Annotated in this window: 13 protein-coding genes; 9 read left to right on the top strand and 4 right to left on the bottom strand. The window is 39.3% G+C overall.

Translation table 11 applies throughout. The annotated features are described in order from the left end of the window. The first annotated feature begins 81 nt into the window (after window positions 1-81). The 5 genes from H5122_RS10585 to H5122_RS10565 all read left to right on the top strand — a co-directional run bounded on the left by H5122_RS10585 (window position 82) and on the right by H5122_RS10565 (window position 4,316). Entirely contained in the window at window positions 82-705 is a 624-nt protein-coding gene (locus H5122_RS10585; RefSeq protein WP_182681880.1) for a fused MFS/spermidine synthase, read from the top strand. Then, on the top strand, window positions 698-1,582 hold the full coding sequence (locus tag H5122_RS10580) for a spermidine synthase (RefSeq protein ID WP_182681881.1): 885 nt from the start codon (window positions 698-700) through the stop codon (window positions 1,580-1,582). Before H5122_RS10585 ends, H5122_RS10580 begins: the two co-directional genes overlap by 8 nt. A 133-nt stretch (window positions 1,583-1,715) precedes the next feature. Further along, complete coding sequence (locus tag H5122_RS10575; protein WP_002959150.1) at window positions 1,716-2,183, top strand: MarR family transcriptional regulator; 468 nt, start codon at window positions 1,716-1,718, stop codon at window positions 2,181-2,183. Window positions 2,184-2,191: 8 nt separating this feature from the next. Further along, the gene (locus tag H5122_RS10570) at window positions 2,192-3,256 is read left to right on the top strand and encodes an HlyD family secretion protein (RefSeq protein ID WP_182681882.1); all 1,065 of its coding nucleotides are present in this window, start codon (window positions 2,192-2,194) and stop codon (window positions 3,254-3,256) included. Window positions 3,257-3,266: 10 nt separating this feature from the next. Continuing rightward, window positions 3,267-4,316: a DUF2955 domain-containing protein gene (locus H5122_RS10565; RefSeq protein ID WP_138490145.1), complete on the top strand. Its 1,050-nt coding sequence runs from the start codon at window positions 3,267-3,269 to the stop codon at window positions 4,314-4,316. A gap of 113 nt (window positions 4,317-4,429) precedes the next feature. On the opposite strand, the gene H5122_RS10560 is transcribed toward H5122_RS10565, so the two are convergent. Then, window positions 4,430-5,587 carry a benzoate/H(+) symporter BenE family transporter gene (locus tag H5122_RS10560; protein ID WP_182681883.1) on the bottom strand — a complete coding sequence of 386 codons (1,158 nt, stop codon included), beginning with the start codon at window positions 5,585-5,587 and terminating at the stop codon, window positions 4,430-4,432. Between the two features lie 378 nt (window positions 5,588-5,965). Here H5122_RS10560 and H5122_RS10555 point away from each other — a divergent pair, with 378 nt between their 5' ends. Both H5122_RS10555 and H5122_RS10550 read left to right on the top strand, forming a co-directional pair. Beyond that, on the top strand, window positions 5,966-6,670 hold the full coding sequence (locus tag H5122_RS10555; protein ID WP_182681884.1) for a hypothetical protein: 705 nt from the start codon (window positions 5,966-5,968) through the stop codon (window positions 6,668-6,670). Window positions 6,671-6,790: 120 nt separating this feature from the next. Continuing rightward, window positions 6,791-7,534: a zinc-dependent metalloprotease family protein gene (locus tag H5122_RS10550; protein WP_182681885.1), complete on the top strand. Its 744-nt coding sequence runs from the start codon at window positions 6,791-6,793 to the stop codon at window positions 7,532-7,534. Window positions 7,535-7,624: 90 nt separating this feature from the next. Here H5122_RS10550 and H5122_RS10545 read toward each other — a convergent pair whose 3' ends face one another. Next, window positions 7,625-8,845: an alkaline phosphatase family protein gene (locus H5122_RS10545; protein ID WP_182681886.1), complete on the bottom strand. Its 1,221-nt coding sequence runs from the start codon at window positions 8,843-8,845 to the stop codon at window positions 7,625-7,627. Between the two features lie 163 nt (window positions 8,846-9,008). On the opposite strand from H5122_RS10545, the gene dgt reads away from it, so the two are divergent. Together dgt and H5122_RS10535 are read left to right on the top strand one after the other, a co-directional pair. After that, window positions 9,009-10,475: a dGTPase gene (dgt, locus tag H5122_RS10540; protein ID WP_182681887.1), complete on the top strand. Its 1,467-nt coding sequence runs from the start codon at window positions 9,009-9,011 to the stop codon at window positions 10,473-10,475. 72 nt (window positions 10,476-10,547) lie between these two features. Further along, complete coding sequence (locus H5122_RS10535) at window positions 10,548-12,197, top strand: cell surface protein (RefSeq protein WP_182681888.1); 1,650 nt, start codon at window positions 10,548-10,550, stop codon at window positions 12,195-12,197. 318 nt (window positions 12,198-12,515) lie between these two features. Here H5122_RS10535 and H5122_RS10530 read toward each other — a convergent pair whose 3' ends face one another. Continuing rightward, window positions 12,516-13,394, bottom strand: coding sequence for a bile acid:sodium symporter family protein (locus H5122_RS10530; protein WP_182681889.1), 879 nt, complete (start codon window positions 13,392-13,394; stop codon window positions 12,516-12,518). Window positions 13,395-13,698: 304 nt separating this feature from the next. Beyond that, on the bottom strand, window positions 13,699-14,280 hold the full coding sequence (locus H5122_RS10525) for a uracil-DNA glycosylase family protein (RefSeq protein ID WP_182681890.1): 582 nt from the start codon (window positions 14,278-14,280) through the stop codon (window positions 13,699-13,701). Window positions 14,281-14,426: the final 146 nt, after the last annotated feature.

Here is a 14,426-nt window from a genome sequence, read left to right as displayed (position 1 = left end):
GAGCGATTAATTAATGCACTAGCGACTGCCGTGTCATCACGTTAGTATAGTGTTCTACATAAGTTACATAACGATAATTACATGAGAATAAAAACAAACGCGTTAATTTACTTTTTAGCTTTTTGCAGCGGTTTTTGCATTATGGGGATTGAACTTTTAGGAGGGAGAATTCTCGCCCCTTTTTTTGGTAGTAGCGTACATATTTGGGGCAGTATAATTACAGTATTTATGCTTAGTTTATCTTTTGGGTATTTACTTGGCGGTAAACTCAGCACTAAAAATGCATCACTTACCAAATATGGTTTAATATTTTTAATAGCCAGCATTATGGTGGTGCCTATTACATTATTTTCGCAGCCAATAATGGAATTTATATTTACCCATATTGAAGATAGCCGCTACGGCTCACTCTTAGCGTCAACTGCTTTATTTTTTATACCTACCGTTATTTTAGGCATGATCTCGCCCTACTCTGTGCGCTTACTGGTAACCGATAGCGATAAAAGCGGCCAAGTCGCTGGGCGTTTATACTTTGTAAGTACGCTTGGCAGTGCACTGGGTACTATTATTACTTCTTTTTACTTTGTACTCGCGTTTGACGTAAATACAATTATTAGCGCCTTTGCTCTAACGCTTGGATCACTGGGTTTAATCGCGATTGTAATTAATACCTTGGCTAGTAATAAGGAGCTTGCTCATGCTTAAATATTTACTACTGCCGTTAATTGCATTTTCGGGTTTTGCGTGCAGTAAAGTTATCCACGAAGAGCGCTCGCTTTATCGCAATATTATTGTTGAAGAAACGAGCGACTTACGTTGCCTTAAATTTAATACTAAAAGTAGCCAAACAAGCCAAAGCTGTATGTATAAGAACAATCCCGACAAACTTGTTTTTAATTACACAAAATTGACTTTTGCGAGCCTTTTAGTAGCCGATAACCCTAAAAATGTACTTATTATAGGGCTAGGTGGCGGTACGCTTTCTAACGTTATTCATGAGCTATACCCCACTGCAAAAATTCATAATGTTGAAATAGATCCCGCAGTAACTAAAGTTGCACGCGATTACTTTAACTTTATAGAAAACGATTTAGTGACATCAAGCGTGCAAGATGGCCGTATTTTTATAAAACGTGCCGCTATTAAAAAGCAAAAGTATGATTGGATTATTTTGGATGCATTTAACGGCGACTATATTCCGGAGCATTTGCTTACTAAAGAGTTTTTTGAAGAAGTACAAAGCGTATTAGCCGAAGGCGGTGTTATAGCTGCAAATACGTTTTCAAGTAGTAAACTTTATGAACATGAGTCGGCAACTTACCACGCTGTATTTGGCGACTTTATAAATGTAAGTCGCGAAAATCGTAGTAACCGTATTATTTTAGCGGGACTTAAATCAATGCCGAGCAAAGCGCAAATTAACACGCGTTTAAATGCTCTCGCCCCTAAATTAGTAAAATACGGTATAGACATAAAAGCGATTAGCCAATTTATGCAATTTACTAAAAACGATCAAGATTGGCCCGCAGATACAAAAGTACTTACCGATCAATACTCCCCAGCTAATTTACTTAACTTTTAAACTCCTGCTAAACCTCACCATTTTTACAAGTGAGGTTTAGCAAATATTTTGCCACTTCCCGCACTTACGCATATTTACTTAGCAAGCTAAGTAATGATAAAATAGTTAGCTTGCTAACTATGTTGGGATGGCTATGCCTACACACAAACCTTTTCACGAAACGCTCGATTTAACTGTTATCGGTAATATGGGCCGAGTTCATCGCTTATGCCGCGAAGCGGTAACCATTGCGGTTGAGCCTTTAGGGCTTACTCAATCGCGCTGGACTGCACTAATGCATATTAGTATGCGTGGTGAGGGACTAACACAACTTGAGCTTGCTAATAGCTTAGGTATAGAAATGCCTTCATTGACTCGTACGCTTAAGCAATTAGAGGAGCAATCGTTAATTGTTCGCCGTGTAGACAAACATGATAAGCGCAGTAAAAGACTTTATTTTACTGAGCAAAGTGATGCCATTTTACATTCATTACAAGAGACTATTTCCGATATAAAAAATCAGTTATACAGCGGTTTATCTGTTGAGCAACTAGATGCGATTGCATTTGGTTTGATCAAAATGGAGCAAAACGCCCTTAAATGTATTCAAGTTAATAAGTAAGGCTAAAAATGACACCGGATCAAAAGTTTGCACGCTATGTAAGGTTTTCTCTCATAGGGTTTATCTTAGTATTTATTTACTATTTAGTGGCCGATATGGTTTTGCCTGTGACACCACAAGCACGTGTTTATCACCCTGTTGTGCAAATATCACCGCAAATTAGTGGCCGAGTCACTAGTGTGCAAGTTAGTAATAACCAATCAGTTAAAGCAGGCGATATATTATTTAGTATCGATGAAGGCCCATATAATTTAGCTAAAGAACAAGCTCAACTCGCCCTTGATGATGCCAAATTACAAAATAAACGCCTTGATACCAATGTTAAAGCGCTTGAGGCACAAATAAGTGCTGCAAACGCTAAACAGCATGAGCAAAAACTATTAAAAAGCAGAGGCGAAAAGCTCTATAAGCAAAAGTCTATATCGGAGCAAGAACTTGAAAGCATTCGTGCTAATTATGAAGCGAGTAAAGCAAATGTTGCAGCCCTTGAAGCGCAGTTAGCTGAAGCGGTTTTAGCTAGAGGTGACTCAGGGGACAAAAACTTAGCCATGCGCCACGCTGCTAACCAGTTAGCACAGGCTGAGCTAAATTTATCCTACACAAAAGTGCGCGCATTAAGTGATGGCGTAGTTGCTAACTTGCAATTATTAGACGGCGCATACGCAGTTGCAGGCAGCCCATTATTAGCTATTGTTGCTAAAAAGGCAGATTTAGTTGCCGACTTTAGAGAAAAGTCACTCTCAAATATGAAGCAAGGCACACAAGCGCGCGTAGTATTTGATAGCCGTCCAGGTGAAGTTTACGACGCAATACTTGAAACATTTGAAGCAGGCGTTAGCAGTGGTCAACTTAGCGCTAATGGTTTACTAAGTACAACAGAAACCAGTAATCGTTGGGTGCGTGATGCACAGCGTCAACGCATTCACTTAAAGCTGATAAATCATCAAGACTTAATAGCAAACATGCCTAGTGGCTCACGTGCAACAGTACAATTATTACCAGAATCAACAATTGGGCAATGGTTTGGCTCTGCACAAATCAGGTTTATTAGCTGGTTACACTACATTTATTAATGGAGGCTTTATGACTCAAATTGTTAGCCAAGGCCCACAATTAGACTCCAATGGCCTTCGCCAAGCACTGCGCATTGCTGGTGGGTGTACCCTTGGCTTTACTATTAGTAAATTAATGAACTGGCCCAATGGTATATTTTTTACCGTTTATCCTATGTTGATATTGGGCATGGTACCTACGTTAAGTCGTGGGCTTATAAATCAATTTATAGCATCTGCTGCATTTAGCGCACTTATAGTGCTGATAATGCAGGGATTGTTTTCTCACTTGCCAGTCGTTATGACATTGTTAGTGTTTGGTGTTTTCTGCTTTTTATTTCATAAAATGAGTAGCGGTAGTGCCTTTTTATTTGGCGCTTTAGGCGTGATCAGTCTTTCTATTCAGCTACATTTTTCCAGCTATGTTGATCAAGGAAGCAGTATTTATCCGTTAATCTTAACTAATGGTTTGGCTATATTTTTAACCGTTATTATTGGAGCATTAATGCATGGCCTATTCCCTGATGTAACCGCAAGGCCCGGGCGAGTAATGCCAGCTAAAGCAAAAGAAAGTATTCGCCATGAGGTATTGTTATGCTCAACCGTGGCGACGCTCTCTTTTGTTGTTTTTCAGGTTCTTGATTTACAAGACTCAATATCTGCGCAGGCAGCTTCTGTGCTTATTTTATTTTCGTTGTGCTGGAAAGCCGCAGGTATGGCCGGTTGGCAGCGAGCAATTGGAACGCTTATAGGCTGTAATGCAGCGTTACTATCGCAACTATTTTTGTATAGTCACTCTGATTTTTTACTTTTTCCGATGGCTATTTTATGGATTCTTTCGTTTGTTTTTGCGCGCTTTCATATTTTAGGCGGAGGCATACCTGGCATTGGTTTTGGTGTATTGACTACATTTGGTATTTTGTTTGGAAATTCACTCGGGCCAGGCCAAGATCTTGTTTATAGTGCAATGTACCGGTTTAGTTCGGTATCTGTGGCTATAATCTTAAGCTTATGTGTTGTGTATGTTATGCACCATATACTTAATCGGTTTAGCGTAACTCGCCATCATACTTATGATTAGATAAACCCTGTTTGTAAAACTAAAGGCTGCAATTGCAGCCTTTTTAATAAGCTTGGTTAAACTATTTTAATCAACTATATGAGCAGTATTTTCGCTTTAGATAATCACAGTTTTTAGTCTTTCCTAGTGATAATAAGCGTTAGCACACCCGCTATAATCCCCCAAAAAGCCGACCCCACTGAAAGCAATGTTAAGTTAGATGCAGTTACTAAAAAAGTGACTATTGCGGCCTCAGTATATTCAGTACTACTAAGGGCTTGCTGCAAACTATTAGCAATGGTGCCAAATAGCGCAATGCCCGCCAAAGCTAAAATAAGTGCCTGCGGTAAACTTGCCACCAAGCCAACTAATGTAGCTGCGCACAGCGCCATTAAAATATAAAATACGCCAGCCGCTATACTCGCCCAATAACGTTTATCATGATTTTTATCCGCCTCATCACTCATACATATAGCTGCGGTAATAGCGGCTAAATTAATAGAGTAGGCTCCAAAAGGAGCGCTAAGCATATTTACAAAACCAGTAACATTAAGAGACGCAGATATAGGCGCTTTATATTTATGTGCTTTTAAAACAGCAATACCCGGTAAATTTTGCGAAGTCATGGTAACTATATAAAGTGGTAAACCTATGCTAATACATGCTTGCAAGTGAAAAGCGGGTTCAATATAAGCAAATTCGCTCATTTTCCAGTGCAGTGCGCTGGTATCAATATGGCCCATTTGCCAAGCGAGTAATACACCTATAATAAGCACGCTTAACATAGCTAAGCGGGCAAAAAAGCGTTTGCCAATAAAGTACATAACGACCATTAAGCCAATTACTAAAGGCATGTCGTTCATAAAATTAAACACATCGATACCAAAGGTAACAAGCACGCCGGCCAACATGGCGCATGCAAGCTCACTTGGAATACGGTTCATTATTTTTTCAAACCAGCCCGTAACCCCCGACAAAAACACGAGCAATGCACTGAGCATAAACGCGCCAATAGCCTCGTTTAAGTTATACCCTTGGGCACTTGAAATAAGTAATGCAGCTCCCGTGGTAGACCACGCAATTAAAACAGGTACTTTGTAATAGTACGATAAACCAATTGACGTTGTGCCCATCACTAAACCGAGCATTAAAATCCAACTAGCTACTAAATCGGGCGTGCCACCAAGGGTTATTACTACCTGATAAATTAATGCAATAGAACTCGAAAAACCAATAATTACAGCCACAAGTCCTGCTGTAATTCGGTTAAGCAACTGATCAGACACCTTCATAAATTCCTCGTAATGCATTTATGCAGCACACAACATACGTGCCCAATAATTACATTGCAATTAGCGATTGGTTTACAAAAGGTGAAATAAATTCACTTTTTATTTTTCATTGTAATTAACGTTAAAAAGTCACTTTTAACCATTGTATTTAACTAAACAAACAAGTACCTATAACTTCGCCAAAGCCCGCGTAAACACTACTAAAAACCAATACCAAAAAGAGCAAAAAACACACCAAAAATAAATATCCTCATATTTTATAAGGAATTATAAAATTAAGAAATAATTCTTTTCGGTTACATTTATTATCTTGATCTAATCCATTTAATAATATAAAACGTAACAAACAGTTAACCAAAAACACTAAAAGAGAAACAAATGAAGAAATCTGTCGTCTTACTAATTGCTATACCATTATCGGCATTTGCAGTTTATGGGCTATTTTTTAATGCAGATGAAACGGGCGAACCTATCGCGCCTGTTGCTATTGATTTTGTTCCTATTGATTTACAAAAAACGCGCAATACACATCCCCCTGCACCTATTGATATGAGTAAAGATCCAATTACCGTAAAACCCATTGTTGCCCCTGACAACAGCTTACCGTTTGAAGAATTTGATGCCGTAAATCGCTTATCAGACAAAGCAAAGCAAGTGCTTATAAACGCAAAAGTTTTACCTACCGACTTACATAACGAGGCCTATATTGAGTTTGATTTAAATTCTTTACAGACGTTAGAGACTGGCGAAAACTTCGATTTAGCTATTCCGCAAACAGCCGAAACATTCACCGCAGAAGTGACTAATGTGGTTGAGTCTGAAAATGGCGATAAGAGCATATTTGGTAAAATAGTGGGTGTTGACGGTCGTATGCATAATACCGTTTTAACGGTAGGTAAAGATGCCGTATATGGCCAATTTACTGCACCTTCTGGCAACTATGTATTCGAAAGTAAAGGTAAGTACGGATGGATTGCAGCAAAACGCGATTTATATAAAAGCCACGTAGAGCATGAAGTAACCGCACCAAAGCCCAAATCAGATAAAAGCATCGATATATTCGCACCAAAAATTGATGGCTAACCAAAAAGCATAAAAAGCAATTAAAGCCGCACTATAAGGCAGCTTTAGTGTGTCTGCTTTTTATGATCTCAACCAAGTTAAAAACAGTTCCAACCACAACAAGAGTAAGGAAATACAATAATGAAAAAAGTAATCACAACAACCGCACTGGCTGCGGCATTATGTGCAGCAAGTGTTGCGCAAGCAGAAATAATCGATATCGGTATTTTATATACCGACCAATCAGCTGCTGCAACTAGTAATATTGACACTAAAATAAATCAACTAATTGCTTTTAGTAATCAGGTATATAGCCAAAATGGCGTTGATATAACACTACGCTTAGCTGGCAAACAAAACTTAGGTGACTACGCAGTAACGCCGTCTGAGGATTGGTTAGATTCGGTTACAAATAGCAGCTACGTAGATGGTTTACGCAGCGATTGGAAAGCCGACATGATTGCCGTATTAGGTACTGGCCAAAGTGCTGGCAATGGGCTTATTTCATGTGGTTTAGCATGGGTTGGCCAAGGCACTAATGGCAATCTATATAGCTCAATGAGCAGCCGTATGTACTCAATCACTGCAATTGATTGTGGTGCAACTACATTTGTACACGAACTTGGTCATAACCAAGGTTTAGCGCATTCACGCAAACAAGGTGACACATCTGGCGGTGTATATGTTGATGGCATGGGTCATGGCGTACAAAATGAGTTTGCAAGTATTATGGCTTACCCGCACGTTTACGGTAGCGCAACTCAGTACGATTACTTCTCTAACCCTAACTGGAGCGTAAACGGTATTGCATTTGGTATTACAAACCAAGCGTATGCAATTCGCACGGTTACTGCTACAAAAACAAGTATTGCTAACTTTAAATAAGTAGCGCATTAAAAAGTGGGCTAAATAGCCCACTTTAAAGTTTTTACATGTTCTTCCCTGCAGAGCGCTTACGCGCTCTTATAGATTAAGCTAATGCACAACCACTTTTTGCTTAATTGCTGGCATTAATGTTTTACCATTGCCATCTACTTTATTTAACAATTTAAGCCCCATCACTTTTGCAAGTACTGGGTAAATATCAAGGTTACTCACTTCTTTAAGGCTTACACCTTGTTTAAATGCAGGGCCTACAGCAATAAATGATGCAGCCATATCCTCGGTATATGCATAACCGTGAGTCCCTAAATAGGTTGGTTTTTTACCATTGGTAAATACCGCTGGCGCTGTAGTTTGCACCACAATATCGCCTATACGGGTGCCTTTATTGTAATGATACGCTGCTAACTGCTCGTCAGTTAATACTGTATAACGACCGTTTGCTGCTTTTTGTAAACGAGCTTTATAGCCGGCTATATCTGCATTTATTGCATCGGGTTGAGTGTATATGAGTAAACGTGGACCGGTGTTTTTAACTAAAAAGTTTTCATCTTGAGGCAGTGTGGTTACATCAATACTTTTATCTGGATCTATACTCGCCATGCCATGATCCGAGACAATAACAAGGTTTACGTCTTGCTCTAATTTGCTTAGGCGGGTTTGTAATTGCCCCATTAATTCATCAAGCTGTTTAACTGCATCGCGTGTTTGTGGAGCGTCTGGCCCAAATTCATGGCCCATGCTATCAACTAGCGAAAAGTAACTCGCAATAAAACGTGGGCGCTGTGCTTTTGGTAAACTTAACCATTGAATAATTTGATCAACACGGCTTTGGTAATCGCTGTATTTAGAATAGTGATAAAAGTAATCTGGTGTCATGCCGTTAAATAACGCATCTGACTCAGGCCAAAAATAAGTAGCCGATTTAAGTCCCTGCATTTTTGCTAAATTCCAAAGCGGAATCCCCTTCACCCAAGTGCTATCGCCCAATGCTTTGCCCATGCTGTAACAGTCGTTTTTACGCGCTTTATCACAAAAGCTATTATCAACAATGCCATGGTTTACCGGCAGTAAGCCCGTAATAATAGAAATATGGTTAGGAAACGTTTTAGTTGGATAAACAGGTATTAGTTTTTGTGCGCGAACACCGCGCTCGGCCATTGCTTTTAAATTTGGCGCACCGTGTTTTTCAATATAATCCCAACGCAGGCCATCAATTGATACAAGCACCACAGTTTGCTCTTTTGCAGCAAATGCGCTGTTCATTCCTAACATTAGGCAAATTGATACTGCCTTTAAAATCCACCGTTTCATTATAAACACCTATAAATGCACAACAATTACTCAAAAAATTATTTTAAAGCAAGTTGTTACTTTATGATACAAACTGATAGATTAAACCCTATATATTAAAGACAAATGACTATGTGCTAAAAACTATGCCAGTCATCAATTGTAAAAAAGGACAAGTATAAAGATGACCATAGATTTTAGTAAAAAAATAACGCCAGCACGAATGTATCGCACAACCTCTAACTTACAAATGGCGCTAGAAAGCGACCGTGGCCGGATTATTAACAGTGCCGCTATTCGCAGGCTTCAGCAAAAAACCCAAGTGTTTCCGCTTGAACGCAACGCAGCTGTTCGTTCGCGCTTAACTCACTCGCTTGAGGTACAACAGGTTGGTCGTTTTATAGTGCAACGTATTTTTGCAAATTTAAGCTACCAACAACAAAAAGATTACGGCTTAACCGATTTAGAGCGCCCCCTAGAAAGCTTAGTAGAAATGGCCTGCCTAATGCACGATATAGGCAACCCACCGTTTGGACATTTTGGTGAAGCGGCAATAAACCACTGGTTTAATAACAACCTAGCAAGCGTAACACCCGAGCGCTGCAAAGAGCCCAATACCGGTATAGGTGTTGTTTTTAAACACCTTGCGCTTGATATTTGTAACTTTGAAGGCAACGCTCAAGGCATACGTATAATTCATTCGTTGCAAACGCTTAATTTAACTTACAGCCAAAGTGCTGGTATTTTAAAATACACTCGCCCTGCAGGGCTTGATACAAAAGATATACCGCAAAATAAAAACTACTTAATGAAGAAAGTGGGTTACTACTACAGCGAAAAAAACTTTGTTGAAGCGCTACAAAAAGAGCTCACTATTGAGCAATATTGCCGCCATCCAGCAAGTTATATAATGGAAGCCGCCGACGACATTTCGTATTGCCTAGCCGATATAGAGGATGCTGTTGAAAAAGGGATCATAAGTACCGAATTCTTATGTACACAGCTTAAAAGTCATTATAAAAAAGCACTCATAAACCTAACAATAGACGACACAGAGCACCAAACTTTTGTAGATAAAGCAGTTGACTACGCACATGAGCGCGCCAAAGCACAACCGTATAACTTTAACAGCGAATTTTTTATATACCTGCGCGTAGCACTTTTACATCCGCTAGTTGGACATGCTGCAAAACGCTTTATTGAGAACATAGAACCTATTTATCATGGCGATTTTAACCAAGCACTTTTAGAAGATAGAAGCCATCTACACGCTGTAACCAAAATGCTAAAGCAAGTGGCACTTGAGCATGTATTTTCAAACAAAGAAGTCGAAAAATTAGAGCTGCAAGGTTATAGAATAATTAATGGTTTGCTCGATTGCTACAAGCCGCTACTTCAATTAAACAGCGATGACTTTAAGCGTGCACTAAATGGCGATTCACGTTTATTAATTGAGTCACGACTTGTTAAAAAGCTCTCTAAAAAGCACTTAAATAGTTATCAACACGCAATAGATGCCATGCAAGAAGAGCCCGATCACTTTGCAGCATATGAATTTTATTATCGCTGTAGATTAATTCAAGATTATATAAGCGGTATGACAGACCAATTTGCTTACGATGAATATCGCAGCCTTATGGTTATTGATTAGTCGTATTACTCTGGATAATTTTCAATTTTGCGCTTAAAATCAAACTATTAATATTTAAGCGCGCATAACTTCATGATATCAAAACTAATTAGATTTACTCTTTGCTTTACCTTATTTTACAGTGCGCAAAGCGCTGCATACAACGAAGCTATGTGCATTTTAATTAAACAAGAAATGCAGCAAAACAATAATAATAAAGCGAGTCAAAAATATCGTAAGGCAGCGCGTGATTACAAAAAAAACTGTAATAAGCCAAAAGAAAATCAAGCACAACCTAAGCCCCAAATAATAGAGCCAAAGCCTGCTATTATTACTCAGCCACAACCTAAAATTGTTGAACCTGCCCCTGTAATTAAACCTACTGAAGAAGCTGTTAAAGAAAGCATCAACGAGCAAACACTTAATTTAACTAATGCTCAAAAACAACAAATAAACGATCAGCTAAATACCAATAGTAACGAAATAGTAATCGATGCAGAGCCAACAAAAGCAGCACCCGAGCAAGTAGTTACAGAGCAAAAAAACGAAGCTGTGATAGAGCAAGTAAAACCGGCAACGCCAGAGCAAAGCGTGCAACCTACACTTGAAAAGCCTGTACCTGTAAAACCAGCACCTGTGTTAACTAAACCAGCGCCAGTAATTGCGCCGCAACCTGTAGCACAAAGCCCAAGCTCGTTACTTTTACCCACTTTAATACTTGTTATAGTAATACTTATTGGCGCTATGATAGTCGTGCGCCTGCGCCGTGCAAAACAAAGTAAAGCGATGGCAGAGCCGACTATAGCGGCTCCACCTGAAGTTAAATCAGAAAAAATTGCTACGCCAGTTAAACCTGAAACTAAAACAACAAAAGAGCCAAAGATTGAGCCTGTTGTCATCAACGAAGTAACTCAAAATAATAAACCAGTTGAGAGCAGCGTAGAGGTAAATGAAGAGCCTTTAGAGCTTACGAACACTGCGCAAAATGCTGATGTTGAACATACACCACCGCAAATTTCAGATGAGCAAAACAACGTAACTACACAAGTGCAAACAAGCGAAATTGAGCCTGCACAAATAGAGCCAGCAGATGCTCTAGAGCAAACAAGTACCGCTACGTTTAACGAAGTAAAACAAAAACCTGAGCCTAACACTGCCGAGTTTGAAGCCGCCGCTAAAACAACCTTAGAGCGTATTAAAAATGCCAGCAGTTTTAATGAGCCAGAGGTACGCGACTTTGACCCAGATGCAAAGCCTGTAAAAAAACAACGTAAGCACCATACAGCGCAAGTAACGGAGCCTGCGCCAACAGAAGCCGAACACAACACTGTAGAGCCGGTTATTAGTACTCCTGAGCCAGTAACAGCGAGTGAGCCGGTTGTAGATTTACACGCACCAGAGCAAATAGCTGACGCTCAATCGACTACATATACAACAGAGCAAGACTTTAAAGAACCAGAGGTACGTACATTTAACCCAGATGCACCATTACCTGGTGAAAAGCCGATGCCTAAAAAACAAAGCGCAACACCTGAGCAAGCACAAACAACACCGCCAGTTGATGAGCCACAAAGTGAGCCTAAAAAAGCAGACAGTAACAATCCATTTGCTAACTTATCGTTAGACTCAAGCTGGGATCCTGACTCAACTGAAAAACCCAAAATAGAAGAGAAAAAACGCGCGCCTAAATCGCAAGCATTAATAGATGCAGAAGAACGCGCTAAAAACATGCAAACCAAATAGTAAGTTTTAAAGTAGCGCCTCATATTTGAGGCGCTATTTTAGTAACTAAATAATTAACTGCTTTTTTACCGTATTACTTACACTCTTATCCCATCCTAAAATGCGCTTTAGTAATTAGGAGCTTCGCTCCTTGCGCGAGCAAGTTCAGCGCCTGGCGCAATATTTAAGCTTGAGAGTGTTTTATAAGCTTACAACTTGTTGGCGCGATGAGTGCAGAGCATACATTTAACTGGTGGTATTTTTAGACTTGAGTTTAAGGCTACGTTATCCGCAGCCATAAATTAAAGTAACTTGGTCAACATGCCCTAATTAAAAGTCCTAGTTAACAGCCCTAGCGGTACGTTTATTTTTAAGCTTTAACCCGCCAATTAATAGCAGTGGCCCTATAAACATAGCAAGGCCATACACGCCACTGGTAACTGCGTATTCTGGTTTATTTAAAAAGCTAATAGCGATTAAAATAGCTAACGATGCATTTTGAATTCCAACCTCAATTGAAAGCGTCAGCGAATCAGTTAAATTTAATTTTGAACACTTAGCAATTAACCAACCAACAACCATTGAACCAATATTAAGCGCTATGCACGCCCAAAATACATCGTTTAATGAGCTAACTAATAAATCGCGCTCTTTTATTACTAGTGCGGCAATCATCATAAGCATAAAAAACAACGAGAAGCGTCTAAAAAACGGCTCTGCTTTAATGGCAACATCACTTTTAAAGTGACGCAACCAAATGCCTATAGCAACTGGCACTAAGGTAATAAAAAATAGCCCTAATGAAGTAGTTAAAATAGAAAAAGTAGCATCGTCTGCTGGGGCAAACTGACTCACAGCAAAGCCAATAATAAACGGTGTGGTTATTATACTAATTGCAGTAGAGGCAGCTGTTAAACTTACCGAAAGTGCTAAATTAGCTTTAACAAGCTGACTTACTACATTTGACATAGTACCGCCGGGGCAAGCAGCTAATATCATTAATCCAATAGCGATAGGCGTTGGTAGGTTAAATAAATAACACAATCCTAATGCTAATAAAGGCATTGCTACAAGTTGGCCTATTAAACCAATAACAATGGCAAGCGGGCTTTTAAATAGACGAGTAAAATCGTTTTTTGTGAGCCCAAGACCCATACCAAACATAATAAGTGCAAGAGCGAGCGGAAGTATTACTTCAGTTAATATAGATGCATTCAAATTAGACAGCCTCGTTTGTTATTGTTTTTAATTGGAGTGTTAATTTTTAAGTTAACTGTATACCAATTCGCTTAATTAAGTGATCTATTTTGAGGATGGAAAAACGTGTTGATAGCTAGGCAAAAAATTCGCGATTTAGTTGTTCTCGGCAATTGCTCCTGCATTGCTCTACCTTCTGCATCCATGCAGTCGTAAATGAGAATTTTTTAACACAGGTAGCGACACGTTTAGCCCCGCAAAATGATTAAGTATTATTGCGGATTGGTATAAAGCCCCTTTACAATAAATCCTAATGCTAGAAGTATTACTTATTTAAAATAGTCGCAATGCGTTTACCCAGTTCTGGAAGTACATCTTGCTCAAACCATGGATTCTTTTTAAGCCATATATTATTACGTGGACTCGGATGTGGAAGCACTAAATAATTTGGCCAATACTCACGCCACGATTTTACTAACTCCGTAAGTGGCATTTTTTTAGTCTCTGGTAAATGATACGCCTGCGCGTATTTACCAAGCACTATTGTCAGCTCAATATTTGGGAGTGCAGCCAATAATTGCTCGCGCCATGCAGGGGCGCATTCTTTTCTCGGTGGTAAATCACCCGACTTCCCCCTACCCGGGTAGCAAAAGCCCATAGGTAAAATTGCTATATTATTAGCATCGTAAAATTCATCCCTTGTTAGCCCAAGCCATTCTCGTAGGCGGTTTCCGCTTGCATCGTTAAACGGCACCCCTGTTTCGTGAACTTTGATTCCAGGTGCTTGGCCTGCAATTAAAATACGTGCGTTTTGGTTAAATTGTATAACAGGGCGAGCCCCTAAAGGTAAATGAGGTTCACAGATCACGCATTTACTAACTTGCTCTATTAATTGGTGACTATTCATGTTTATTTGGCCTTAAATGCTTAATATTTATCCTAAATGGCCATTTAGGATAAATGAGTTGGTAAAAAATCGGTTTATTTTAATTAAAACGAGCGTTAGTTAGTAAAATCGTGATCTTTAAGCTCATTCGCGCTACAAGCCTTGTA

This window comes from Pseudoalteromonas sp. SG43-8 (assembly GCF_014164245.1).
In the GTDB taxonomy this organism is placed as follows: Bacteria; Pseudomonadota; Gammaproteobacteria; order Enterobacterales; family Alteromonadaceae; genus Pseudoalteromonas; species Pseudoalteromonas distincta.
Note: the sequence above shows the minus strand (reverse complement) of the source record. Positions and strands in the feature narration are given on the sequence as shown.

Excerpts from the sequence above, each read along its gene's own strand:
- H5122_RS10555 (WP_182681884.1), top strand. The coding sequence starts at position 5,966 with ATGAAGAAATCTGTCGTCTTACTAATTGCTATACCATTATCGGCATTT.
- H5122_RS10570 (WP_182681882.1), top strand. The coding sequence starts at position 2,192 with ATGACACCGGATCAAAAGTTTGCACGCTATGTAAGGTTTTCTCTCATA.
- H5122_RS10545 (WP_182681886.1), bottom strand. The coding sequence starts at position 8,845 with ATGAAACGGTGGATTTTAAAGGCAGTATCAATTTGCCTAATGTTAGGA.
- H5122_RS10585 (WP_182681880.1), top strand. The coding sequence starts at position 82 with ATGAGAATAAAAACAAACGCGTTAATTTACTTTTTAGCTTTTTGCAGC.
- H5122_RS10535 (WP_182681888.1), top strand. The coding sequence starts at position 10,548 with ATGATATCAAAACTAATTAGATTTACTCTTTGCTTTACCTTATTTTAC.
- H5122_RS10525 (WP_182681890.1), bottom strand. The coding sequence starts at position 14,280 with ATGAATAGTCACCAATTAATAGAGCAAGTTAGTAAATGCGTGATCTGT.
- H5122_RS10550 (WP_182681885.1), top strand. The coding sequence starts at position 6,791 with ATGAAAAAAGTAATCACAACAACCGCACTGGCTGCGGCATTATGTGCA.
- H5122_RS10560 (WP_182681883.1), bottom strand. The coding sequence starts at position 5,587 with ATGAAGGTGTCTGATCAGTTGCTTAACCGAATTACAGCAGGACTTGTG.
- dgt (WP_182681887.1), top strand. The coding sequence starts at position 9,009 with ATGACCATAGATTTTAGTAAAAAAATAACGCCAGCACGAATGTATCGC.
- H5122_RS10565 (WP_138490145.1), top strand. The coding sequence starts at position 3,267 with ATGACTCAAATTGTTAGCCAAGGCCCACAATTAGACTCCAATGGCCTT.
- H5122_RS10580 (WP_182681881.1), top strand. The coding sequence starts at position 698 with ATGCTTAAATATTTACTACTGCCGTTAATTGCATTTTCGGGTTTTGCG.
- H5122_RS10575 (WP_002959150.1), top strand. The coding sequence starts at position 1,716 with ATGCCTACACACAAACCTTTTCACGAAACGCTCGATTTAACTGTTATC.